The sequence below is a fragment of the Streptomyces guryensis genome, assembly GCF_021261325.1.
In the GTDB taxonomy this organism is placed as follows: Bacteria; Actinomycetota; Actinomycetes; order Streptomycetales; family Streptomycetaceae; genus Streptomyces; species Streptomyces guryensis.
The window spans coordinates 1-23,205 of the sequence record NZ_JAJSBI010000007.1; the positions used below are offsets into that span (position 1 = coordinate 1).

The 23,205-nt window shown below is 71.0% G+C and carries 20 protein-coding genes and 1 pseudogene; 13 read left to right on the plus strand and 8 right to left on the minus strand.

The window, feature by feature from the left end:
* Positions 1 to 372: 372 nt before the first annotated feature.
* The 7 genes from LJ657_RS15775 to LJ657_RS48585 all read right to left on the minus strand — a co-directional run bounded on the left by LJ657_RS15775 (position 373) and on the right by LJ657_RS48585 (position 5,208).
* Entirely contained in the window at positions 373 to 633 is a 261-nt protein-coding gene (locus tag LJ657_RS15775) for a Txe/YoeB family addiction module toxin (RefSeq protein WP_046730454.1), read from the minus strand.
* 10 nt (positions 634 to 643) lie between these two features.
* The gene (locus LJ657_RS15780; protein ID WP_232649243.1) at positions 644 to 901 is read right to left on the minus strand and encodes a type II toxin-antitoxin system Phd/YefM family antitoxin; all 258 of its coding nucleotides are present in this window, start codon (positions 899 to 901) and stop codon (positions 644 to 646) included.
* Between the two features lie 163 nt (positions 902 to 1,064).
* Positions 1,065 to 2,216, minus strand: a complete 1,152-nt coding sequence (locus tag LJ657_RS15785; RefSeq protein ID WP_308117056.1) for a pyridoxal phosphate-dependent aminotransferase — start codon at positions 2,214 to 2,216, stop codon at positions 1,065 to 1,067.
* On the minus strand, positions 2,122 to 2,652 hold the full coding sequence (locus LJ657_RS48580; protein WP_308117039.1) for an ANTAR domain-containing protein: 531 nt from the start codon (positions 2,650 to 2,652) through the stop codon (positions 2,122 to 2,124). Before LJ657_RS48580 ends, LJ657_RS15785 begins: the two co-directional genes overlap by 95 nt.
* A gap of 463 nt (positions 2,653 to 3,115) precedes the next feature.
* The gene (locus LJ657_RS15795; RefSeq protein ID WP_232649245.1) at positions 3,116 to 3,445 is read right to left on the minus strand and encodes a hypothetical protein; all 330 of its coding nucleotides are present in this window, start codon (positions 3,443 to 3,445) and stop codon (positions 3,116 to 3,118) included.
* 10 nt (positions 3,446 to 3,455) lie between these two features.
* Positions 3,456 to 3,998, minus strand: a complete 543-nt coding sequence (locus LJ657_RS15800; protein ID WP_232649246.1) for a hypothetical protein — start codon at positions 3,996 to 3,998, stop codon at positions 3,456 to 3,458.
* A gap of 535 nt (positions 3,999 to 4,533) precedes the next feature.
* On the minus strand, positions 4,534 to 5,208 hold the full coding sequence (locus tag LJ657_RS48585; RefSeq protein ID WP_232649247.1) for a potassium channel family protein: 675 nt from the start codon (positions 5,206 to 5,208) through the stop codon (positions 4,534 to 4,536).
* Here LJ657_RS48585 and LJ657_RS49495 point away from each other — a divergent pair.
* From LJ657_RS49495 to LJ657_RS15850, 9 genes and pseudogenes are all read left to right on the plus strand, one after another.
* Positions 5,140 to 6,045: pseudogene (locus LJ657_RS49495) on the plus strand (tyrosine-type recombinase/integrase); the annotation flags it as partial. The gene LJ657_RS48585 and the pseudogene LJ657_RS49495 overlap by 69 nt on opposite strands.
* Positions 6,046 to 6,239: 194 nt before the next feature.
* Entirely contained in the window at positions 6,240 to 6,554 is a 315-nt protein-coding gene (locus LJ657_RS15815) for a hypothetical protein (RefSeq protein ID WP_232649563.1), read from the plus strand.
* Positions 6,555 to 6,950: 396 nt separating this feature from the next.
* On the plus strand, positions 6,951 to 7,487 hold the full coding sequence (locus tag LJ657_RS15820) for a DUF2617 family protein (protein WP_232649248.1): 537 nt from the start codon (positions 6,951 to 6,953) through the stop codon (positions 7,485 to 7,487).
* 99 nt (positions 7,488 to 7,586) lie between these two features.
* Positions 7,587 to 9,221 (plus strand): polyamine aminopropyltransferase, encoded by a 1,635-nt coding sequence (locus LJ657_RS15825; RefSeq protein ID WP_232649249.1) that lies wholly within the window; start codon positions 7,587 to 7,589, stop codon positions 9,219 to 9,221.
* Positions 9,222 to 9,678: 457 nt separating this feature from the next.
* Positions 9,679 to 10,530: an SRPBCC domain-containing protein gene (locus tag LJ657_RS15830; RefSeq protein ID WP_232649250.1), complete on the plus strand. Its 852-nt coding sequence runs from the start codon at positions 9,679 to 9,681 to the stop codon at positions 10,528 to 10,530.
* A 33-nt stretch (positions 10,531 to 10,563) separates the two neighbouring features.
* Positions 10,564 to 11,352, plus strand: a complete 789-nt coding sequence (locus tag LJ657_RS15835; protein WP_232649251.1) for an aldose epimerase family protein — start codon at positions 10,564 to 10,566, stop codon at positions 11,350 to 11,352.
* 10 nt (positions 11,353 to 11,362) lie between these two features.
* Entirely contained in the window at positions 11,363 to 11,911 is a 549-nt protein-coding gene (gene pyrE / locus LJ657_RS15840) for an orotate phosphoribosyltransferase (protein ID WP_232649252.1), read from the plus strand.
* 176 nt (positions 11,912 to 12,087) lie between these two features.
* On the plus strand, positions 12,088 to 13,110 hold the full coding sequence (gene fbaA / locus LJ657_RS15845) for a class II fructose-bisphosphate aldolase (protein ID WP_232649253.1): 1,023 nt from the start codon (positions 12,088 to 12,090) through the stop codon (positions 13,108 to 13,110).
* Positions 13,111 to 13,173: 63 nt separating this feature from the next.
* A complete protein-coding gene (locus tag LJ657_RS15850) occupies positions 13,174 to 14,640 on the plus strand; it encodes an MFS transporter (RefSeq protein ID WP_232649254.1) in 1,467 nt (488 codons plus the stop codon).
* A 214-nt stretch (positions 14,641 to 14,854) separates the two neighbouring features.
* Here LJ657_RS15850 and LJ657_RS15855 read toward each other — a convergent pair whose 3' ends face one another.
* The gene (locus LJ657_RS15855; RefSeq protein ID WP_232649255.1) at positions 14,855 to 16,177 is read right to left on the minus strand and encodes a COG1470 family protein; all 1,323 of its coding nucleotides are present in this window, start codon (positions 16,175 to 16,177) and stop codon (positions 14,855 to 14,857) included.
* Between the two features lie 206 nt (positions 16,178 to 16,383).
* Here LJ657_RS15855 and LJ657_RS15860 point away from each other — a divergent pair, with 206 nt between their 5' ends.
* The 4 genes from LJ657_RS15860 to LJ657_RS15875 all read left to right on the plus strand — a co-directional run bounded on the left by LJ657_RS15860 (position 16,384) and on the right by LJ657_RS15875 (position 23,199).
* On the plus strand, positions 16,384 to 17,043 hold the full coding sequence (locus tag LJ657_RS15860) for a helix-turn-helix transcriptional regulator (RefSeq protein ID WP_232649256.1): 660 nt from the start codon (positions 16,384 to 16,386) through the stop codon (positions 17,041 to 17,043).
* A 212-nt stretch (positions 17,044 to 17,255) separates the two neighbouring features.
* Entirely contained in the window at positions 17,256 to 20,360 is a 3,105-nt protein-coding gene (locus tag LJ657_RS15865; protein ID WP_232649543.1) for a hypothetical protein, read from the plus strand.
* Positions 20,357 to 21,058, plus strand: a complete 702-nt coding sequence (locus LJ657_RS15870; protein ID WP_232649257.1) for a Pvc16 family protein — start codon at positions 20,357 to 20,359, stop codon at positions 21,056 to 21,058. Before LJ657_RS15865 ends, LJ657_RS15870 begins: the two co-directional genes overlap by 4 nt.
* A gap of 59 nt (positions 21,059 to 21,117) precedes the next feature.
* On the plus strand, positions 21,118 to 23,199 hold the full coding sequence (locus LJ657_RS15875) for an AAA family ATPase (protein ID WP_372487928.1): 2,082 nt from the start codon (positions 21,118 to 21,120) through the stop codon (positions 23,197 to 23,199).
* Positions 23,200 to 23,205 lie beyond the last annotated feature (6 nt).

A 23,205-nucleotide genomic window follows, 5' to 3' on the forward strand; every position in this document is an offset into this window, starting at 1 on the left:
CAAGCACTTCTCCGCCTGGCCCGACAACGGATCAACGTGCTGTTCGCCATGCTCCGCGACGGCACCTTCTACGAACCCAGAACCCCACGCCTCGCTTGACGAAAGACATAGAGGCACCCCCCCGGCCGGGGGCATCGAATCCCGCGCCCACGGCCTGACACTCCAGCGGCTCCTGATGGAGTCGAGAAGAGGGTAGGACCACGCCAGGATTGTGGACAGCCGGGGGATGGCTCCTCACCCGGGGAGGACCTGACCACCGCGTCCCCGCTGCGATCGGCTGAGGATCCAGAACGCGGCCTCAACCGTTGCCGGCCTGCGTGATCTCCGCACGACGCGGGCCGGAAAGGAACGTGACCGATCCCTACAGTCCTGTCAGCTCTCGTAGTGGTAGCGGCACTGTGCGATCAGGACGGCGTCCTCGGTGGCCTTGTAGATCAGTCGGTGCTCGTCGTTGATGCGGCGCGACCAGTAGCCCTGGAATCCGTGCTTGAGCGGTTCCGGTTTGCCGATCCCCTCGTTGCCGTTCCGGGCGATGTCCGCGATGAGCGTGTTGATGCGCTTCAGGATCTTCCGGTCCTGAAGCTGCCACCACAGGTAGTCCTCCCAGGCGCGAGAGGAGAAGGTGATCTTCAACTCGCGGCTCTCATTCGTCGGTCGCCAGCTCGCGTACGGTGCCGCCGCCGTTCTCCAGCTCGTCGATGGAGGCGAGCAGGCGCCGGGCGTTCGCCGGGCTTCGCAGCAGGTACGCCGTCTCCTTCAGGGACTGGTAGTCCTCAAGGGAGACGATGACGACCGGGTCGTGTCCGGCCCGGGTGATGACGACCTCTTCGCGGTCGTCGGTGACGGAGTTGAGCACCTCGGCGTACCGCGCGCGCGACTCGGAATACGTCATGGTCTTCACGATCGGCCTCCTTTGACGTACAAGAAACTGTACGTCGATTTCCTGAGGTGAGGCAAGCATCAGAATGCCGGCAGCGACCGGGCGGCCTTCGGTGCGAACATTCCGGGTGCGGGTGAGGTACGGCAGGCGACGAGGAGTGGACGCCCCCCGCATAGCACGGCGGTCAGCGCGTGAATGCCTTGCGGAGCCGTTCCGCCGCCTCCTCCAGGACCGCCGTCTGCTTGCAGAACGCGAACCGTACGAACGGGGCGCCGGCCTCGCGGTGGTCGTAGAACACGGCGTTCGGGATGGCGACGACCCCGGCGCGCTCCGGGAGGGCACGGCAGAAGGCGAAGCCGTCGCCTCCTTCGGACAGCACAGTCCCGAGGGGGCGGATGTCGGTGGTGATGAAGTAGGTGCCGGCGGGCCGGAAGACCTTGAAGCCCGCGTCCGCCAGGCCCGCCGCCAGCAGGTCCCGCTTGGCCAGCATGTCCTCGCGGAAGGCGGTGAAGTAGCTGTCGGGGAGCGCCAGCGCCTCGGCGACGGCGTACTGGAAGGGCCCGGAGGAGACGTACGTCAGGAACTGCTTCGCGGAGCGGGCCGCCGAGACCAGTGCCGGGGCCGCGGTGATCCAGCCGACCTTCCAGCCGGTGAAGGAGAAGGTCTTGCCCGCCGAGCCGATGGTGACCGTCCGGTCGCGCATGCCGGGGAAGGTGGCCAGGGGGAGGTGCTCGGCCTCGTCGAAGACCAGGTGCTCGTAGACCTCGTCCGTGACGACCAGCAGGTCGCGTTCCACCGCCAGCTCGGCGATCGCGGTCAGCTCCTCGCGGGTGAGGACCGTGCCGGTGGGGTTGTGCGGGGTGTTGATGAGCAGGAGGCGGGTGCGGTCGGTGACGGCCGCGCGCAGTTCGTCGAGGTCCAGGCGGAAGCCGGCGCCCTCGTCGACGTGGGGCCGCAACGTGACCGGCACTCTGGTCCCGCCCGCCATGGCGATGCAGGCCGCGTACGAGTCGTAGTACGGCTCGAAGGCGATCACCTCGTCGCCGGGCTCCAGCAGGGCGAGGAGGGCGGCGGCGATGGCCTCGGTGGCGCCCGCGGTGACCAGGACCTCGGTGTCGGGGTCGTACGACAGGCCGTAGCGGCGCTCCTGGTGCGCGGCGATCGCGGTGCGCAGCTCGGGGACGCCGGGGCCCGGCGGGTACTGGTTGCCGCGGCCGTCGCGCAGCGCCCGTACGGCGGCCTCACGGACCTCCTCGGGGCCGTCCGTGTCGGGGAAGCCCTGTCCCAGGTTGATGGCGCCGGTCTGCACGGCCAGGGCCGACATCTCGGCGAAGATCGTCGTCCCGAACTCGGCGAGGCGGCGGTTGAGGAGGGGGCGGGTGCTGGAGGTCATGCCGGTCATCCTGCGCCGAAGCTCCGGAGTTCCTCAACTCACCGCTCCACGACGCGTACCGGGCGATCGCGTGCCGCAGTTCGATCCGCTCGGGCTCCGGCAGCTCGACCCCCTGGGTGAACGCCATGACATGCTCGGCGACCGCGCGCAGCTTCGTGTTGGTGCGCTGCGAGACATCGCGCAGGACCCGCCACGCCTCCTCCGGCGCCATCCGCCCGAGGACGACGACGGCGCCGATGGCCTGGTCGACGACCGCGTGCGAGCTGACGGCCTGCTCCAGCTGGGCGCGCTCCACTTCCAGGCGCTCGTTCTCCACGGCCAGATCGGTGGCGGACAGGATCTTCAGGGGCTGCGATCGGGAGACCGCAAAGAAGGCCATGGCTGGCTCACCATTTCGTCAGGGCGGGGACTGGGCTCTGTTGCGCTGTTGCCCCCCAAAATGCCTCGTACACACGCCCTCGGAGGGCTACTACGGCTGACCGGCTCCCGTCCGTGGCGGGGTGGGTGCAGGGGTGTTCCCCTGCGCTCGGAACCCTCTGAAGTTCCTCAACTCACCTACGGGGGTGAGCAGCTGCGGCGACACCCGACGTGCTCCCTCTGAGCTGGGGGAGAGCGGTCGGCAAGTGCCGTCGTCTGTCGGCGTTGGCCGCTGTCGGACGGCCCACAGACGGCCCGGCGCAGGACCTCGAAGAGCCTGTATCGGGCCGGGCCGGATCGCGCCCCCTTGGAAGGCTGTCCTGTGGGCTTTCCAAGGGGGCACGGCGCCTCACTCCAGGCATCACCGGAGCGAACGCGCACTACCGGCGACGACGAAGCCCACCGAGCGGTAAGCGGAAGGCGCCTCAGTTCAGTCTCTTCCCCATGCGCGCCGAAAACTTCTCTGTGTCCTTCGTGTGCCACCACTCGAACAGGTGGGTGCGCACAAGGAACCCGAGGTAATTCAGGGTGTCCTCGGTGAGGTCTCCGCTCACCAGACTCGCTTCATGACCCTGGTAGTCAAGTGAGACTTCCCAGAGCTGTCCTGAGATGCTGACCTGAATTTTCAGAAGCAACTTCGGGAAGGTAGACGGCACCTTTACCTCAAGGACTTCAAGAGAGGATCCCCCTCCCTCGCTCTGTAGCCCCGAAAGCCTTTGGGTGAGCGCTTCCCTCACTTGCTCCTGGGTGGCCATTTAGGTCCTTTCAGCACTTTGCGCCCGCTGAAGCTGCGGCTATGGCTGGTGTTGTGTACTCTACCGTGGCCGTAATGATTCCCTGCGGTGTCAGACCGCCCGGCGTCCCTCCAAGGGGCCCCTTGTTGACAACCACCTTGAAGTTCTTCGTTGGCGGCTTGGAGGAGCAACCGGCGCCTACCTTGTACCGGTAGTACACCCCGGGCGACCTCTCGTAACCGTTGAAGAGTGTGTCGCTTATCTTGTTGCTGAAGCTGGTGCTCCAGCGCCCGCGCTCAACTATGTGGTTGTAGCCCCAAGTTTTCGTTCCGCAGCGCAGGGGCATCTTGCTCGGGCCGATCCAGTAGGTGTAGGCGACCTTTGAGTAGTGCTGCCTCTGGCAGGGATCTGATGCGCTCGCTACGGCTGCCGCGTCATTGGTCGAAACGTGTGCTGTGGCGGCTGCGGGCATCTCGTCGGATGCGTTCGCAGCTGTAGGTGTGGTGAGCAGGACAGCTGCTCCTGCTGCCGCGATGAACGTCGCTGTGGATTTGCGGAAATGCGTGGCGCGCACGTTTTCTCTTTTCGGTGCAGATACTTCTGTGTGTCTCCTGTGGGTTTACTCATGCTCTCCTTCTGATAATTGCAGATGCAAGGGGTTTCTAGGTGATCATCTTCACACCTCGAAGCGGAACCGATACGTTGAGTTATTCATCTCGTGCGGGATGCCTGGGCGTGTTCAAGGGGATGGGCAGCCGTGTGTAACGCGATCCCGTCCCTCCCGAAGGGCGGGCTCTTGCGAGTCGCAGGGCGTACCGACGCTGCGGACGCTCCCCCAAGCTGGGAGAGCCGAAGAGAGGATGGCAGCACGCGGGTGGCATGCACCGGCGTCCGGCGGACCCAGCCGGGCACGGCACAACCCGACGCCTACTGACGGACACGGTCAACACGCTTTCCAACTGTGTTGGTGGGGCCCTGGGCGTCATTCAGGGCCGTTCACCTGCGTTCATGGTTGGCCACTGACGTGGAGACGACTCGGGGTCTCGCCTGAACGAACGTGAACGGTGCTGAATGAGACGGAAACTGAGACGGCCTGGTGCGTGCGCGCTTCAGCGCTCTCGCAGCAGTTCGGTGAGTTCGGCCAGGCTGGCTTCGATCCGCTTCAGGCGCTCGTGATCAGAAGCTGGCATGTCCTGGGGGTCGGGGTTGGTGATGAAGCGGTAGGCCAGCGTCGCGGTGACCGTACCTACCGTGCCGATGCCGACCACCATCAAGATCCCTCCCACGACGCGGCCCTCCGGTGTGACCGGGACCTGATCGCCGTAGCCGACCGTCGTCACCGTTGTCAGCGCCCACCACACGGCATCGGCGTACGAGTGGATGGTCGCACCGACGGCGTTCCTCTCGGCATCCAGCACGGCGCCTGCCCCGACCAGGACCACGGTCAACCCCACTAGCGCCGTCGCTATGAGCAACCGCTCGGACCGACTGCGCTGCGCGATGACGGTAACCCGTCCGAAGATGGCCAGGACCCGAAGTGACCGGATCGCAGGCACCAGAACCGCGATCAGGTCCAAGGGGTGGGTAACGACGAAGCGTCGGCGATCCTGCACGAGATAGAGCCGCACCCCGTAATCGAAGGCGAACGCCGCCCAGGCGAGGTAGTCGATGGCGTAGGAGAAGCCCCCAGCGAGACTGCCCGGAAGGAACTCGGCCGGCGCCTGAGGCTGCACGCCTACCCGGTGCTCGGCTCCAGGCCGGTCGGGACCTTCCGGCCGGAGCACATCAGGGAGTTCCTCGCCGCCCTGGAGGCGAAGCCCGGCGTCGGCCCCTCCTACGCCCGGAACATCTTCGCGGACGTTCAGTCGGTTCTGTCGGCCGCCGTCGATGACTCGTTGCTGTCGCGCAACCCCTGCGGCGCACGCAGCATCCGGCGGCCCAGGCCTGACGCACATCCCGTGGTCCCGTGGGTTCCCGCCCAGGTGTTCGCCGTTCGTGCGGCCCTTCTGGAGCGGTACCAGGCGATGGTCGATGTCGGCGCCGGATGCGGGCTGCGGCAGGGCGAGGTGTTCGGACTGGCCGAGGACGCCATCGACGGGCGCACGCTCCATGTCGTCCGGCAGATCAAGCACGTGGAAGGGCGGCCGGTCTTCGCTCTCCCCAAGGGCGGCAAGAAGCGGGACGTGCCGCTGCCCGACTCCGTGGCGGCAGCGCTCCGGGCGCACATGGAGGCCTGCAAGCCCGTAGAGATCACGTTGCCGTGGGACGTGCCGGAGGGGCCGAAGGTGTCCGCCCGGCTGATCTTCACGGCTGAGCAAGGGGGCATGGTGTGGCGCAGCAACTTCAACGGCAAGGAGTGGAAGCCCGCTCTCGCGGCCGCGGGCCTCATCCCGGAAGCCGACGATGACGGCAAGTACGAGTCGGCACGCGAGCACGGCATGCACGCCCTCCGGCACTTCTACGCCTCGGCTCTGCTGGACGCGGGCGAGAACATCAAGGCCGTCAGCGAGTACATGGGGCATGCCGACCCGGCGCTGACCCTGCGGGTGTACGCCCACCTGATGCCCGAAAGCCGCGAGCGCGCCCGGCGTGCCATCGACACCGTGTTTCAGTCCAACCCTCCCGAAGATCACGGCCCACAGACGGCCCCTGACCTGCCCTTCTATGCAGGTCAGGGGCCGTTTGTACGTGAGAACCCTCTGAAGTTCCTCAACTCTGCTTTGACCGCCGAGAGCGCCGGGCATCCCCCGTTCACGCAAGAAGCGAGGCACCCACGGGGGGCTGCTTCGGGGGACGACGAAAGGACGGTGGCGCCATGGTCATCGGCTTCATCGTGGTGGCGGTCGCGATCGCGTTCGTGGCGATCGTCGCGAAGGCAGCGGGCAGGGACGGGTCGAAGTCGTTCGGCGGGGGGAGCCGGAGCGGCTCGTACAGCGGCGACCGCAGCGGCGGGAGCAGCAGTTGGTGGGCCGGCGGGGGAGACAGCGGCTCGTCGGGCGGGCACCACTCCGGCGGGCACCACTCCGGCGGTCACCACTCCGGCGGTCACCACTCCTGCGGGGGCGGGCACTCCTCCTGTGGTGGCGGGTCGTCCTGCGGTGGTGGCGGGGGATGCGGCGGGGGCAGCTGAGCCGGGGCGGCCGGGCTCCGAGGGGGAACCGCATACTTGCCTGTCACACCCGTTGAGCACCCGCCGGAGCCCATGCACCGGCGGGTGCTCGTGCGCTCCGGCGTGCGCCGCGGCCGCCATGGCGTACGCCGTGGTTGAACAGGTGAGCAGTGGAGCCCTCTGAGGGATGGAAACCCCACGAAGTTGGGTAAAAACGCTGTGACGGCGCCACCGTTCATGATTCCCTCTAAAACACCGGTGCGGTCCTCGGACGTCCTGCTGAGACCTCCCTGACCTCCCTGACCTCCCGACTGGGCCGACCGGGCCGTCCGGGCCGATCCCCCGGCGTCGCCCGGTGTGCCGGACCCCCACACCTTCCTCCTTGACTTTCTTTGTGTGCCTGCGGAGAGCCGACCCATGCTCACGACCCTGAACACCTCATACACCGACACGCGCGCGGCCGACCTCGCCTGGGCCCTGGGGCGTGAGCCGCTTCCCGCCCTGGCCACGCTCGACCTCGAACTGGCCGATGCCAAGCTTCAGTTGAGACTCCTCGGCGCGTCCCACCAGGTGCTCCTGGAGGAGCGGCGGGGCAGTTGTTCGGAGACGGTGGCGTGCATGCCGGGCAGCAGCACACCGCTGCCGCTGGGCGTCGCCAAACGGATGGGCGACTGGGAGTACGAGTTCGCGGCCCGGGTGGAAGTCCTGTCCCCGGGCTCGTTCGCGGGGCGCGCGCAGGAGTTGCTCGCACTGGTCTCCGACCATCCGCACGGCCTTGCGGGGGTCTTCCCCGGCAGCCCGCACGCCTTCACCGCGCTGCTCGCCCAGTGGCACGAGGGCCAGGTCCACTGGCGGACCTGGCACGCGTACCCGCAGGACGGGCAGTTGGTGGCGACGCGGACGCGGGTGGGAGCCCGGGTTCCCGTGCCGCAGGTCGGTCCGCCGGCCGCCTGACCCGAACGCGCGGCCTCAAACACGCGGTGACGAAGTGGCCGGCAGTTCCACACGTGTGGGTGACGAAGCGTGAAGTTGCAGTGACGTAACGTCGCAGTCGTGATCGAGCCGCACGCGCCAGCACCACCCGGCACCCCGACCCCCTGGGCGGGCCCCGCGCGGCTGCCCGTCCAGCCGAGCACCGGACGGTTCCTCGTGCTCGCCTGCGTCTTCGTCTGCGCGGCCTGCGGACTCGTGTACGAGCTCGAACTCGTCGCGCTGGCCTCGTACTTGATCGGCGACTCGGTCACCCAGGCCTCGGTCGTCCTGTCGGTCATGGTGTTCGCCATGGGCATCGGCTCGCTCGCCGCCAAGCGCCTGCGCTGGCGTGCCGCGGCCGGCTTCGGCGCCATCGAGGCGACGCTCGCGCTCGTCGGCGGCTGCAGCGCGATGGCCCTGTACGCCGTGTTCGCGTGGACCGGTGACTGGGGCGGCCTGTGGGCGAGCGGCCCGCGCTGGCTGCTGGTCGCCTTCTCCCTCACCATCGGTCTGCTGATCGGCGCCGAAGTCCCCTTGCTGATGGAGCTGATCCAGCGCATCCGGCGGCAGGACGCGGGCGGCGCGGTGGCCGACCTGTTCGCCGCGGACTACGTCGGCGCGCTGGTCGGCGGTCTCGCCTTCCCGTTCCTGCTGCTGCCCCTCCTCGGCCAGTTGACCGGCGCGCTGTTGACCGGCGCGGTCAACGCCGTCGCGGGCGGCACCCTCGTCCTCGGCCTGTTCCGCCGCGACCTCACCCGCCGCGCCCGATGGCTGCTGCTGATCGCCAACCTCGCCGTGCTCGGCGTCCTCGCGGCGGCGGCCGTCCTGGTCGACGACTTCGAGCAGGCGGCCCGGCACGCGGTGTACGGCCACGACGTGCGCGTGGCGCTGCAGACCGGCACCCAGGAGATCGTCCTCACCGGCGGCACCGGCGGCCGCCCCCTCGACCTCTACCTCGACGGCCGCCTCAGGGTCGGCCGCGACGAAACCCGCTACCACGAAGCCCTGGTGCACCCCGCGATGAACGGCCGGCACGCGCGCGTGCTGATCCTCGGCGGCGGCGACGGCCTGGCCGCCCGCGAAGTGCTGCGCCACCCGGGCGTGCGGCGCGTGGACGTCGTCGAACTCGACGCGGCGGTCGTCCGGTTGGCCCGCCACGACCCGGCCCTGTCGAAGCTGAACCGCCACGCCTACGACGACCCCCGCGTGCACGTGACGACGGCCGACGCCTTCCGCTGGCTGCGCACGGCGCCCACCTCCACGTATGACGTGGTGATCTCCGACCTGCCCGACCCGGGCATCACAGCCAGTACGAAGCTGTACTCCCAGGAGTTCTACGGCCTCGCCCGGCGCGCCCTCGCGCCCGGTGGCCGCCTGATGGTGCACGCCGGGCCGTTCGCCACCCGCCCGCGCGTGTTCTGGACGGTCGTCGCGACCCTGCGCGCCGCCGGCCTGCACACCACCCCCTACCGTGTGGGCGGCCGCGACTCCGGCTTCGCGGCCGGCCCCGACCGCACGGCCGACGAGTCCCGGGCCGCACGCGACTGGGGTTTCGTCCTGGCCTCGGCCCGTACGGCCCCTTCCCTGGGCCTCGACCCGCACGCACCGCCTCCGCAGACCCTGGCCCCGGCGTCCCTGGCGATGGACGCCCGGGCGGCGACCCGCACGAGGGTCACGGACCTGCCGCCGTCCACACTGGTGCACCCACGGTACTGAGCAAGCGAAGACGGGGCTTGCCGGTGGCGTTCCCGTAGCACTCGTACGGGTGATCGAAGGCTGTGTCGGGGGCGCCGTCGAGGACCTCGGTTTCGACGATGCTCGAGCCACTGGCGGAAAACTCTCGAAAACCAGTCGAAGACCACCGCCACGCGGCACCATGGCGCCCCGGTGGCCATCGCACGACGCGCTCTCGGACACGGGACCCGGCGTCGGCCAGGTGTGACCGTCCGCGCGTGTGGGACCGCGATCCCACCCAGGACAGCGGGCATGCCCATGGGGCGGCAGGGCCCGGCTGTGCCGAGGTGACCGGCTCGTGCCCACGCGGCGGAGCCGCATATCGGCACAGCGCCGGCCTCAAGGACCGTTCGCGAGGCAACCCGACGAAGAGTCCGGGCAGCCGGGAGTCGGCCAACAACCCTGGTTGATCTCGACAGGAACGGTAGGCTCGGCCGACATGGAGCATGAGGTGTTCGTTCCGGTTGTGGCCCGGTGGCTGAGGGAGGCCCTCGCCGACCCCGCGCAGGTGGCCCGGGCGGTTCCCGGGCTCCAGCAGGACGCGGGCGCCGGACCCCTCACCGGACGGCTGAAAATGCGCGTCGGCAGCCACTCCGTCACCTACCGCGGCACCGTCCGTGTCACCCCGCAGGACGACGGTTCGTACACCGCCGAGGGCGACGCCACCGAGACCCGCGGCACCGGCTCGGTCAAGCTCGCCCTCACCCTCCGCGTCGAGGACGCCGACGGCGGCTGCCGGCTGGCCTTCGAGGGCACGGCCTCCGCCGACGGCCGCCTCACCGAACTGCCCGCCGAGCAGGTCGCGTCGGCCGCGACCCGCCTGCTGAACCGTTTCGCGGAGAACCTGGCCGCGGGGACGGAGGCCGAGGAGGCGGAGGCCGAGGAGGCGGAACCCCTCGTCACCCAGGAGTTCGAGGCCAAGGCGACCAACGACTTCGAAACGACCCCGGACGCCGACGACGCGCCCGCCCCCGCGCCCGCCGCCGAGCCCACGGAGCACATCCCGGTCCACGACACCGAGGTCCCGCCCTCGTCCCTCGACCCGCTCGCCGAGGCCCCGCAGGACACGGCCGAGGGCACACCCCCCGCCGAAGCGGCCCACGCCCGCCGCACGATGATCGGCCGCAGCGCAGAGGAGGTCGACCACGCCCCGCCCCGCGGCCGCTACGCCCCGGTCCCCGCCCCGCAGACGGTGTCGGCCGGCTCCCCCCTGCGCTGGGCGGCCCCGGCGGCGGCCCTCGTGGTCGCGTCGGCGATCGTCGTGGGCCGGCTGCTGCGCAGGCGCCACTGACGGCGGTCTTGATCGTCCCAGTAGGGTCGTCCCGTGAGTAACGAAGACATCACGCTGACCGCGGGCGACGCGGAGGTGACCGTGCAGCCGGGCAACGGCGGCCGGGTCGGAGGACTGCGCGTCGGAGGCATCGAACTGCTCCGGCAGGGCGAGCGGTTCGGCTGCTTCCCGATGGTCCCCTGGTGCGGGCGGATCCGCGACGGCCGCTTCCGGGACGGCGCCACCGTCCACCAGATGCCGCTCAACGCCCCGCCGCACGCCATCCACGGCACCGTCCGCGACGGCGCCTGGCGCACCGCGCGCGTCAACGCCGAAGAGGCCGTCCTCACGTACGACCTGGTCGAGCCCTGGCCCTACGCCGGCCGCGTCACGCAGCAGTTCGCGCTCACGCCGGACGCCCTGACCCTGACGATGTCCGTGGAGACGCTCGACTCCTCCTTCCCGGCCCAGATCGGCTGGCACCCCTGGTTCAACCGGAACCTCGGGGGCAAGGACGTCCAGCTCGCCTTCACACCCGCCTGGCAGGAGGAGCGCGGCGACGACCACCTGCCCACCGGCAACCGCGTCGACCCCCGCCCCGCCCCCTGGGACGACTGCTTCGGCATGCCCGGCGGCGTCGACGTCACCCTCACCTGGCCCGGTCAGCTGGAGCTGAAGGTGGCCAGCCGCGAGGAGTGGGTCGTCGTCTACGACGAGCAGGAGGAGGCCGTGTGCGTGGAGCCGCAGACGGGCCCGCCCGACGGCCTGAACAGCCACCCTCGTCTGGTCACCCTGCTGGAGCCCCTGGAAGCCGCGACCACCTGGACCTGGCACCGCCTCTAAGCTGGGCGGCATGACGGACGTACGTGGCGAACTGCTGCAGCAGATCAAGGACAAGGCCGTGGTGCACGGCAAGGTGACCCTGTCGTCGGGCAAGGAAGCCGACTACTACATCGACCTTCGCCGGATCACCCTGGACGGCGTGGCCGCCCCCCTGGTCGGTCAGGTCATGCTCGACCTGACCGCCGACATCGACTACGAGGCCGTCGGCGGCCTGACCCTGGGCGCCGACCCGGTGGCGACCTCGATGCTGCACGCCTCCGCCGCGCGCGGGAAGGTGCTCGACGCCTTCGTCGTCCGCAAGGCGGGCAAGGCACACGGTCTGCAGCGCCGGATCGAGGGCGCCGAGGTCAAGGGGCGGCGGGTGCTGGCCGTCGAGGACACCTCGACCACGGGCGGCTCGGTGCTGACCGCGGTCGCGGCGCTGCGCGAGGCCGGCGCGGAGGTCGTCGCGGTGGCCACGATCGTGGACCGTGCCACGGGCGCCGCCGAGGCGATCGCGGAGCAGGCGGGCGTACCGTACGTCTTCGCCTACTCCAAGGACGACCTCGGCCTCGACTGACGGCCGCGCCCGAGCTACTCGCGGGTACCCCGACCGCGTTGTCCACAAGCCGGACAGGGCGGGCAAAGCATCCGGTCAGGTCTGGAAAGATGGCGCCGACGACGACGTCACCCCCAAGGTCTAGGTCAGGGCCGTAGCAGCAGAACGCCAACCCGCACATACCAAGGAGCGGTCAGATGCCCATCGCAACTCCCGAGGTCTACAACGAGATGCTGGACCGGGCGAAGGCAGGCAAGTTCGCCTACCCGGCGATCAACGTGACCTCGACCCAGACCCTGCACGCGGCCCTGCGCGGTTTCGCGGAGGCGGAGAGCGACGGCATCATCCAGATCTCGACGGGTGGGGCCGAGTTCCTGGGCGGTCAGTACAGCAAGGAGATGGTGACCGGCGCGGTCGCGCTGGCCGAGTTCGCGCACATCGTCGCCGCGAAGTACCCGGTCACGGTCGCCCTGCACACGGACCACTGCCCCAAGGACAAGCTCGACGGGTACGTACGTCCGCTGCTCGCCGTCTCCGAGGAGCGCGTGAAGGCCGGCGGCAACCCGCTCTTCCAGTCGCACATGTGGGACGGCTCCGCGGAGACCCTCGCCGACAACCTGGCCATCGCCCAGGAGCTCCTGGAGCGCGCCCGCGCCGCGAAGATCATCCTCGAGGTCGAGATCACCCCGACCGGCGGCGAGGAGGACGGCGTCTCGCACGAGATCAACGACTCCCTGTACACGACGGTCGACGACGCCATCCGTACGGCTGAGGCGCTCGGCCTGGGCGAGAAGGGCCGCTACCTGCTGGCCGCGTCCTTCGGCAACGTGCACGGCGTGTACAAGCCGGGCAACGTCGTCCTGCGCCCCGAGCTCCTGAAGGAGCTCAACGAGGGTGTCGGGTCCAAGTACGGCAAGCAGTCCCCGTTCGACTTCGTCTTCCACGGCGGCTCCGGCTCCACCGCCGAGGAGATCGCCACCGCGCTGGACAACGGCGTCGTGAAGATGAACCTCGACACCGACACCCAGTACGCCTTCACCCGCCCGGTCGCGGACCACATGTTCCGCAACTACGACGGCGTCCTGAAGGTCGACGGCGAGGTCGGCTCCAAGAAGACCTACGACCCGCGCACCTGGGGCAAGCTGGCCGAGGCGAGCATGGCCCAGCGCGTGACCGAGGCCTGCGCCAACCTGCGCTCCACCGGCACGAAGATCAAGTAACCCCTTGGGGAGCACGAGCCCGGCGTCTGTCTACGGCGCCGGGCTCGCTGTATACCTGGGGGCATGCCCGACGTCCGGATCGCCTCCTCGCAGGGCAAGTGGATCCTGCTCACCACCGTGCTCGGCTCCAGCATGGCCTTGCTGGACTCGACCGTCGTCAATGTCGCCCTGCCGCGCATCGGCCGCGACCTGGACGCGAACCTCGCCGCCCTCCAGTGGACGGTCAACGCGTACATGCTCACGCTGGCCGGGCTGATCCTGCTCGGCGGCTCCCTCGGCGACCGCTACGGCCGCCGCAAGGTGTTCGTGATCGGGGTGGTGTGGTTCGCGGGGGCCTCCCTGCTGTGCGGTCTGGCGCCGAGCGCGGGCGTGCTCGTCGCCGCCCGCGCGCTGCAGGGGGTCGGCGGGGCGCTCCTCACCCCCGGTTCCCTCGCGCTGATCCAGGCGTCCTTCCACGCCGACGACCGGGGCAGGGCGGTGGGCCTGTGGTCCGGCTTCGGCGGGATCGGCGCGGCGGTCGGCCCGTTCCTGGGCGGCTGGCTGGTGGACGGCCCCGGCTGGCGCTGGGTCTTCCTCCTCAACGTCCCGCTGGCCCTGCTGTGCGCCCCCATCGCCGTACGTCACGTCCCCGAGTCGGCGGACGGCCGCACGCACGGCCGCTTCGACGTGCTCGGCGCGGTCCTCGGCGCACTGGCGCTCGCACTCGTCACATACGCCCTGATCGAGGCCCGCCAGGGCTCCCTCGTGGTCGCCGTCACCGCGGTCGCCGGGCTGGCGGCGGGCGTGGCCTTCGTCCAAGTGGAGAAGCGCAGCCCGGACCCGATGATGCCGCTGGACGTCTTCAAGTCCCGCCAGTTCACTGCCGTCAACCTGGTCACGCTGTGCGTCTACGCGGCCTTCAGCGGCTTCTTCTTCCTCACCGCGCTCCAGCTGCAGGTCGCCGTGGGCTGGTCGCCGCTCGCCGCCGGTACGGCCCTGCTCCCGACGACGGTCCTGATGCTGCTGTTCTCCGCCCGCTCGGGCGCCCTCGCCGACCAGATCGGCCCCCGTATCCCCCTGACTGCCGGACCGCTCCTGTGCGCGGCCGGGATGCTGCTGATGCTGAGGGTCGGCCCGGGCGCCTCGTACGTGCTCGACGTCCTGCCCGCCGTACTGGTCCTCGGCGCCGGCATGGTCACCCTGGTGGCACCGCTGACGGCCACCGTCCTCGCCTCCGTGGACACCGCGCGGGCGGGCCTGGCCAGCGGAATCAACAACGCGGCGGCCCGCGCGGCCGGCCTGATCGCCGTGGCCGCGCTGCCGCTGCTCGCCGGGATGGGCCCGGACGCCTACCTCTCCGCGAGCGCCTTCGACGACGCCTTCCACCGGGCGATGCTGCTGTGCGCGGGCGCCCTGGTGGTCGGCTCGGGCGTCGCCTTCGCGACCGTACGACCGCTGCCGCCCGGTTGCCGCCGCCCGGAGTGCCGTACGCATGGGGCGGTCACGGCTCCGCCGCTGGAGGGGCAGCGGGCGCGGCGGCGGATCGCATAGAGCGCGGCACCGCTCTGCGACCCACTCCGGACACACGGCAACCCCAGGTCAATGGCCTGGGGTTGCCGTGTGATCGTCGGTGCGGTTCGCGTGCTGGTTTTCAGACCCTTGTTGTCGGTTTCCGGACGGATCCGCTCTGGAAGCGATGCGCCGCTTTGTAGTTGGCGTCAACACCGATCAACAATGAGTCAGAAGTGAAGAGTTCGAATCAGAGTCAATGCTTGGTGCTGCTGAGCACACCGCTCACGTTCAGGACCTCGTGGCAGCCCTTCGCCCGCCGGCCGGTGGCCGGGGTGCCCGGCTTGTTGCAGGTCACCTCGATGGCCACGGAGTCGCCCTCGGGGATCTTGATGGGGGTCACCCAGTGATAGTCCTGGTTGCGGAAGGTCTCCATGGCGATCGTGGTGATCTTGCGGTCGCCGAAGGTGATCGTCAACACGCCCTCGTCGCCCTGGAAGTTGGCGACCACGATGTCCGTGACACCGAAGATGCTGCCCTTGGGCACCTTGTAGGTACCGGTCTTGGTCTCGCCGCTCGTCGACTGTACGTCGATGGTCTGCGAGCTCTGCTGACCACCGGCCGAGCCGCCGCCACCGCTGGAGCCGCCGTCGCCGCCCGTTCCGGCCGAACCGCCGCCCGAGCCCTGACCGTTGGGGCTGACGGAACTGCCGCCGTCGCCGGGAGTCTGCTGTGCGCCGGGCGTGGGACGGGCCTTGACGGCCTCGTCGGCCGCGTCCTTGGCGGCGCTGCGCACCGCAGGGCGGACCAGCGCGAACCAGAGCAGCAGCAGCGCGATCAGCGCGGCGAGCAGCGCGAGCAGCCACTTGGGGAAGATCGGGATCTGGACGAACTCGGCGTCCAGCGGCGCCCGGACGGGAGTCTCGTACGGGCTCGGCCGGTCGTCCTGTTCGCGGTCGTCGGTGGTCTCGACAGTGAATGGCCAGACCACCGGGGCGCCGAACCACACCGGCTTGCCGGTGCGGACGCGCAGTCCGATCTCCGTCGACTCGCCGGGCTCCAGCTTCGGCTTCGCCGGGTTGAAGGTGAACCCGAGCTCCTCGCCCGCCTGGCCGGCGGTGAAGCCCACCTGCACCGGGGTGTTGCCCTGGTTCTGGACCGCCAGCCGGTAGCGGCCGCGCAGCCAGCCGCGCCGGCGGCGCGGAGCCAGCTCGGTGCGCAGCTCGCGGAACTCCTCGATGTGCACGGTGGTTTCGAGGACCCGCACCGACTCGGGGTGCTCGGCCGGCAGAACCCGTACACCGAGCGGCATTTCGCCGGCCCGGATCTCCGCGGAGCGGGGGGGCTCCAGACGGATCGTCACCGTTTCGGAGGTGCCGGGATAGAGCGAGACCCGTGCGGGTTCGACGGTGGTCCAGCCGGCGCAGTCCCCGACGACCTCCAGGCTGTATGCCTCGACGATGTCGCTGTCGTTGCGGACGGTCAGACTTGTCGTGGCGGTATCACCCGGCGCCACTGTCACGGCCGGAATGTCGAGGCCGGGCGCACCGGGGCCGGAAGAGGCTGGGGAAGGCGTCACGCCACCACGCTAGGAGCACTCCCCGGGCTGCCACGAGGAACGCGAGGGCAAGACCGGGGCAGTCGCGCTGCCCGGACAGCCACCGGCAACTCCCGTGTAACCGTGGGTCGTTAGTGTCTGCCGTCACCTCCCGTGCGCCGCCGCCGCCGGTCGACGTGCCCTCGCGCACCACCTCCCCCACGAATCAGAAAGCAGGCAATACCCCCATGTCCAGTGCACAGGAGAAGAGTTCGCCCGGTCGCGGCGGCCGGGTGACCGTGGTCGTGTACGCCGCCGATCCGGTGCTGCGGGTCGGCGTCGTCCACCAGCTGCGCCAGCGTCCCGAGATCGACCTGCTCGACGAGGCCGACGCCGAGCGGGCCCAGGTGTCGTTGGTGGTCGTGGACCACGTGGACGACGACGTGGCCGCCCTGCTGGAGCGGCTGCGGCTGAACACCGGCACCCGTACCGGCCTCGTCGTCGGCACCCTCGGGTCCGGGGCGCTGCAACGCGTCATAGAGTGCGGCGTCTCGGCGGTGCTGCGGCGCACGGAGGCGGACCAGGACCAGTTACTGCACCTGATCCTGGCAGTGGCCAACGGCGAGGGCGTGCTCCCCGGCGATCTGCTCGGCAAGCTGCTCAGCCATGTGAGCAGCATCCAGCGCTCGGCGCTCGACCCGCGGGGCCTGTCCCTGTCCACGCTGACCACGCGCGAGGCCGACATGCTGCGCCTGGTGTCCGAGGGCCTGGACACCGCGGAGATCGCCCGCAAGACCGCGTACTCCGAACGCACCGTCAAGAACGTCCTGCACGAGATCATCACGCGGCTGCAACTGCACAACCGGGCCCACGCGGTGGGCTACGCACTGCGCAACGGCCTCATCTGACACCGGCGTTGCCCGAAAGCGCACCACATGCTTCCCCCGGGTACGGCCCCACCGCCCTGCCACGCCGCGCCCGCGCGGTACAAGGTGGCGGGGGCAGTCCGGATGGGCACATCCGGATGCCGCACCAGACTGCGGAGGGAACCGTGAAGGGGACCGTGATGGGACCGGCCGGCCCCGGCGGGCGGTACCGCCTGGGGAGACTCGGAACGTCGTTGCTGCTGCTGATCCCGTTGCTCGGGGTGACGGCTGCCTCCGGGGCGGGCAGCGCCGTGTCCGCTCCACGGGCGGCGGCCGCCGCCGACACCGCGGGCACCCGGATCGCGTACGCCGGCACCCGGCACCGCAGCCTCGGCACGGTCGCCGGCACCACCTCCAGCACCCCGCTGTTCGGTGCGGGCCCGGCCCACTACGACATCCAGCCGTCCGCGCTCGGCAACCAGATGGTCTTCGCGAGCCGCCGCGACGAGAAGAACCCGCAGATCTATCTGCGGGCCGCCGACGGTTCGGTACGCCGGCTCACCAGCGGCATGGACGCGGCGCACCCCCGGCTCACCCCGGACGGGCAGTCCGTGGTGTTCGACTCGGCAGGTCCCGGCGGCACGGGCGGCGGGACGCAGCGCGACCTGTGGCTGGTGCGTACCGACGGCACCGGTCTGACGCGGCTCACCGACACCCCCGCGAACGAGGAGTGCCCGACGGTCTCCCCCGACGGGCAGCGCCTGGCGTACTCCAGTGACAGCGATGTGCTGGTCGGTGAGCAGATCTACGTACGGCCCCTGACCGGCGGCACCGCCACCCGGATCACCTCCCCGGCGAACGGCACGGCCTCCGAGCCGGCCTGGAACCCGGTGAACGACGACGTGAACCGGGACTGGATCGCGTACACCGCCACCACCACCGTCAACGGGACGTCCCAGCCCCGACTGCGGATCACGAACGGGACCAGCGACGAGCCGCTGTTCGCGGGCACGTACGCGAACTGGCGTGCTCACGGGGCGGCTTGGAAGCCCGACGGGGACGGGTTGGTGTTCCTGAGCCCCGAGATCACGTGTAGCTGCGAGGGCGACTACGACCACGTGTTCACGTCGACCGCGCACTCCGACGTGGAACCCACCCTGGTGCTCAACGAGAACCGGGAGGTGCTGTCGCCCACCTGGCTCGGCCCGCTCGACGGCGGCGGCGTGGTGGTGGAGCGCACCACGGCGGACGACCCCACCCACGACCCCGACGACGACCTCTCCGGCGCGAGCGTGGTGACCCTGCAGGACGTCCGGGCGGACGGCTCCGACCCTCGCGACCTGGGGCTGACGATCCTCAACGAGGACCCGGCGGCCGACACCAACACCGATCCCGCCAAGGACCCGCTGTTCCAGCCCTCGGCGAACCACGACCCGTGGACCGAGCGGCAGAACTACACGCCCGACGGCCGCCGGATCGTCGTCACCCGCTTCGAGACCGTCGACGGACAGCGGATCGAGCGGATCTGGATGGTGGACGCCGACGGCACCGACGCGCACGCCATGCCGCTCGCGGGACGCGGCGCGAAGGACTGGGACACCGACCCGACGTTCTCCCCGGACGGCAAGTACCTCGCCTTCACCCGGACCTCGCCGGGCGGCGTCGGACAGGCCGCGGGCCCCAGCCGCATCCTCATCGCGGACGTGGAGACCGGCGCGATCACCGGCCGGATCACCCCGCCGGCCGGGCAGCAGCAGGGCGGCGACGCCCAGCCCACCTGGTCCTCCGACGGCACCACCCTGGCCTTCACCCGCAACGAGGTGATCAACGGGAACGGCGCCAACAAGCACATCTGGACCGTGCCGGTGAACCACCTGGACCAGCAGCACGACCTCAGCGCCACGATCTGCGGCTGCGCGGTCATCGACGACAGTCCGGCGTTCTCCCCGGACGGCACCAGCATCGCCTTCAACCGCAAGAGCGGCGGCGGCGCCGTCGACGAGCGCGCCGGCATCCTGCTCGCGTCCCTGACGGGCGACGACTGCAAGGTGCTGCTGCCCCGCGCCGCCCGCAACAACGCCTGCGACCAGCAGCTGCCGGACACCACGCTCACCGGGCCTTTCCAGCCGCGCGACGCCGCCTGGACCGCCGACGGCAAGGCGCTGGTGCTCAGCTCCCGCGAGGCGGTGGCCGCCAACAGCCCGGAGAAACTGCGCCGGTTGGACATCGCGTCCGGCGAGCTCACCCCGCTCACCGCGGAACTCCCGGGCCGGCAGAAGGAACCCAGCGTCCAGCAGTCCGTGGACCTCGCGGTGCAGGCGCCCGGCACCGTCCCGGCGGTCACCGTCGGCAAGTCCACCACGGTCCGCGTGAACGTGGTGAACAACGGCCCCGCCGCCTCGCCCGGCACCACACTGACCGTCGCTCCGCCGACCGGCGTGCAGATCACCGGGCTGACCTATCCGGGGGGCACTTGCGATGCCGCCTCCCTGCAGTGCAACGTCGGCGTGGTGCAGCCCGGCAAGACCGTTCCGGTGACCGTGACGGTCACCGGGGTCACCGCCGGCGACGCACCCATCGACTGGTCGGTCACCGGCACCGTCCTGGACCCGCAGCCGGGCGACAACACGGGCCGGACCGTGGTGCCGGTCCGCGAGGCCACACCCACCCCGACGCCCACCCCGCCCGTGCCCCCGGACCCGGGCGAGCCCGACGCCGGGCCCGGACTCAAGCTCACCGCCCAGCCCGACCCCGGCTACGTCGGCGGACGCGTCGTGGTGACGTACACCGTGCGCAACGGCCGCAACGCGCTGGCAACCGGGCTGCGGCTGACCCTCGGCCTGCCCAGGAGCATCCCGAACAGCGGGCCGCCGGAGGGCTGCGACGAGACCTGGGTGTGTGCACTGCCGGACCTGGAGCCGGGCGCGAAGACCGTCGTCCGGGTCGTCCTCAGCCCCGACAGGGCGCTGACCACCCACGTCACCGGCAAGCTCACCACCACCGGCACGGATGCCGACAAGAACGACAACACCGCCCGGCAGCGGCTGCGCATCCTCCAGCCGCGCATCATCGCCGTACCGGCGATCGGCAAGCCCGGCTTCGTCACCTCGGTGCGCGGCAAGGACTTCCCGCCGGGAGTGCCGGTCCGGTTCACCTGGAAGCCGGGGATCACCGCGGCGGCGGCACCGACCGTTCCGCTGCCGGACGGCACGTTCATCGGCCAGCTGCTGATCCTCGCCAAGGACGAGACCGGGCCGCGGATCATCACCGCCAAGGGCCCCGGGTTCTCCCCGGTGACGACCGACTTCCTGGTGGTCTCCGGCAGCGTGCAGCCGCCGGACGAGGTGACCCGCCGGTGATCCACGAGGTCGACGAGGGGCTGCGCCGCCTGTTCGGGGAGTCCGGCCTTCAGGCGTCGGGCGTCGAGGTCGTCTTCGACGCCCCCACCCGGGACTGGGCGGCGCGCCGCAGCGCCCCCACCGTCTGTGTCTTCCTCTACGACATCCGGGAGGACGCCGCCCGGCGCGGCAGCGGCTCCGGCGAGGTGTACGACGAGGACGGCCACCTCGTGGCGCGGCGCAGCCCGCCGCGCTGGTTCGAGCTGACGTACCTGGTGACGGCGTGGGCGAGCCGCCCGCAGGACGAACACCGGCTGCTCTCCGAGGCGTTGGCCACGCTGGTGGCCACCGACACGCTGCCCGCCCGCCTGCTCACCGGCACGCTCGCCGAGCTCGGCCTGACGGTGGGCGTGGACACCGCCGGGTCCGGGTTCGACGCGGCGGCCGCCTCCGACGTGTGGTCGGCGCTGGGCGGCGAGCTGAAGGCCTCGCTCTCGGTGCGGGTGCGGGCGCCGCTCGCCGGAATCACCAGGGCCGCCGCACCGCCGGTCACCGAGGGACTCGTCGTACGCTCCACCACCCGGGGCGGGGAGGCGGATCCGGGACGCCGCCTGCGCTACACGGAAGTGAGCGACCCGGGCCCGGACGGCGGCTACGCCGGCCCGCGCGAGCGCCCGTCCGCCCCGGCCCGACGCCGCCGTGGAGACCGCCAGCCATGACGCACACCGCAGAACCCGTCGCTGCCGCCGATCTCGTATCCATGAACGCCATGAACGCCATGAACGCCACGAACGCCATGAACGCCACGAACGCCATGGACACAGAACACCTGTGGGCGCGGCTGAAGTTGATCGAGGAGCGGGTGCGGCACGCCGTGGCCGTCCGCCGCGCAGCCGACCCCGATCCCGACGACCCGTACCGCGGCCAGTACCTCACTCCCGAGGCGGTGGCCCGCATCCTGGACGAGCCGGGCGGCCTCGACCTGCCCGGCCCCGACGCGTGGCAGCCGCCGGCCGGGTCCGTGCTCGGCACTCTCGCCGCACGGTTCGGGCTGACCCCGCTGGACCTGGACCTGCTCCTGATCGCGGTGGCACCCGACCTGGACGCACGGTTCGAGCGGCTCTACGGCTATCTCAACGACGACCTGACGCGCCGGCGGCCCACGGTCGGGCTCGCCCTGGAGCTGTGCGGGCTCGCCGGGGCGGCGTCCGCGCGGTTCCGGCTGGCCCCCGGAGCGCCGCTCGTCGCGGGCGGCCTGGTCGCAGTCGCCGAGCCCGAACGACCGCCGCTGTCACGGGTGTTGACGGTTCCCGACCGGGTCACCGCGCACCTCCTGGGGAGCGCGCAGCCCGACGCCCGGCTCGCCGGGGTGCTCGGCGAGGCCCGGGAGGATCCGACCGCCGAGGCGGCGCAGGTGCGGCGGACGGCTGCCGCGGCCCTGAGCGGCACCGGCCTCGTCCAGCTGCGCAGCCGGGGCGGCGACGCCGAGGGGCTGGCCGTCGCGGCCCTGCACGCGGCCGGGCTGCACCCGCTCGTCCTGGACGCGGCGGCGCTCGCCCGGCGCCCCGGTGACGTACCGGCGCTCGCCCGGGTGGCCGCGGTCGAGGCCCGCCTGACCGGTGCCGGGGTCGTCCTCGGCCCCCTGGAGGCGCTGCCCGGAGAACCCTCCGAACGGGCCCGGACGCTACGGGCGTTGTGCGCCGCGCTGCGGGGGATCCCCCTGCTCACGCACGGCACCGGCGGCTGGGATCCCGCGTGGGCGGCGGACACCCCCGTGGTGCTGACCGTGCCGGCTCCGTCACCCGAACGGCAGGCGGCGCGCTGGCGGCACGCCCTGGAGCGAACCGCCGGCAGCCACGGCTCCGATGACGTCGACGCGCTCGCCGAGGCGGTCGCCGCGCACCGCCTGGACTCCGGGCAGTTGCACCGGGCCGCCGACGTGGCGGTGCGCACGGCTGCCCTCGCGGGCCGCCCGGTCTGCCCCGACGACCTGCGCGCCGCCGTACGCGCCCAGAACGGCGCGGGGCTCGACCGGCTCGCCCGCCGGGTGGAGCCGGGCGTCGGCTGGGACGACCTGGTGTTGCCGCCGACCACGCACCGGCGGCTGCGCGAACTCGCGCTGCGCGCCCGCCACCGTGAGCAGGTGCTCGGACAGTGGGGGATGCGGCCCGGCGGCGGCCGGGGGCGCGGTGTGATCGCGCTGTTCGCCGGGGAGTCGGGCACCGGCAAGACCATGTCCGCCGAGGTCGTCGCGGCGGACCTGGGCATGGACCTGTACGTGGTGGACCTGTCCACAGTTGTGGACAAGTACGTGGGTGAGACCGAGAAGAACCTGGAACGGATCTTCACCGAGGCGTCCGCGGTCAACGCGGTGCTGCTCTTCGACGAGGCCGACGCGATCTTCGGCAAGCGCTCGGAGGTGAAGGACGCACACGACCGGCACGCCAACATCGAGTCGGCGTATCTGCTGCAGCGCATGGAGTCCTTCGACGGAATCGCGGTCCTGACCACCAACCTGCGGGCCAACCTCGACGAGGCGTTCACGCGCCGCCTGGACGTGGTGGCGGACTTCCCGGTGCCCGACTCCGGCCAGCGCCTCGCCCTGTGGGAACGCTGCCTGGGCGAGCGGCTGCCCCGTGCCGACGACCTGGACCTCGCCTTCTGCGCGGACCGCTTCGAACTCGCCGGCGGCTCCATCCGGGCGTGTGCGGTGACGGCGGCCTACCTCGCGGCCGAGTGCGCCGGCCCGCTCACCATGCGGCAGCTGGTGACGTCGATCGCGCAGGAGTACCGCAAGCTCGGACGGCTGGTCCTGGAGGGCGAGTTCGGACCGTATCTGGCGGAGGCCACGGGCGCCTGAGGGGCG

Coding starts and splice junctions, on each gene's coding strand:
- LJ657_RS48580 (WP_308117039.1), bottom strand. CDS start 2,652: ATGGCCTTCTTTGCGGTCTCCCGATCGCAGCCCCTGAAGATCCTGTCC.
- LJ657_RS15795 (WP_232649245.1), bottom strand. CDS start 3,445: ATGGCCACCCAGGAGCAAGTGAGGGAAGCGCTCACCCAAAGGCTTTCG.
- LJ657_RS15815 (WP_232649563.1), top strand. CDS start 6,240: ATGGTCATCGGCTTCATCGTGGTGGCGGTCGCGATCGCGTTCGTGGCG.
- LJ657_RS15820 (WP_232649248.1), top strand. CDS start 6,951: ATGCTCACGACCCTGAACACCTCATACACCGACACGCGCGCGGCCGAC.
- LJ657_RS15830 (WP_232649250.1), top strand. CDS start 9,679: ATGGAGCATGAGGTGTTCGTTCCGGTTGTGGCCCGGTGGCTGAGGGAG.
- pyrE (WP_232649252.1), top strand. CDS start 11,363: ATGACGGACGTACGTGGCGAACTGCTGCAGCAGATCAAGGACAAGGCC.
- fbaA (WP_232649253.1), top strand. CDS start 12,088: ATGCCCATCGCAACTCCCGAGGTCTACAACGAGATGCTGGACCGGGCG.
- LJ657_RS15850 (WP_232649254.1), top strand. CDS start 13,174: ATGCCCGACGTCCGGATCGCCTCCTCGCAGGGCAAGTGGATCCTGCTC.
- LJ657_RS15860 (WP_232649256.1), top strand. CDS start 16,384: ATGTCCAGTGCACAGGAGAAGAGTTCGCCCGGTCGCGGCGGCCGGGTG.
- LJ657_RS15875 (WP_372487928.1), top strand. CDS start 21,118: ATGAACGCCACGAACGCCATGAACGCCACGAACGCCATGGACACAGAA.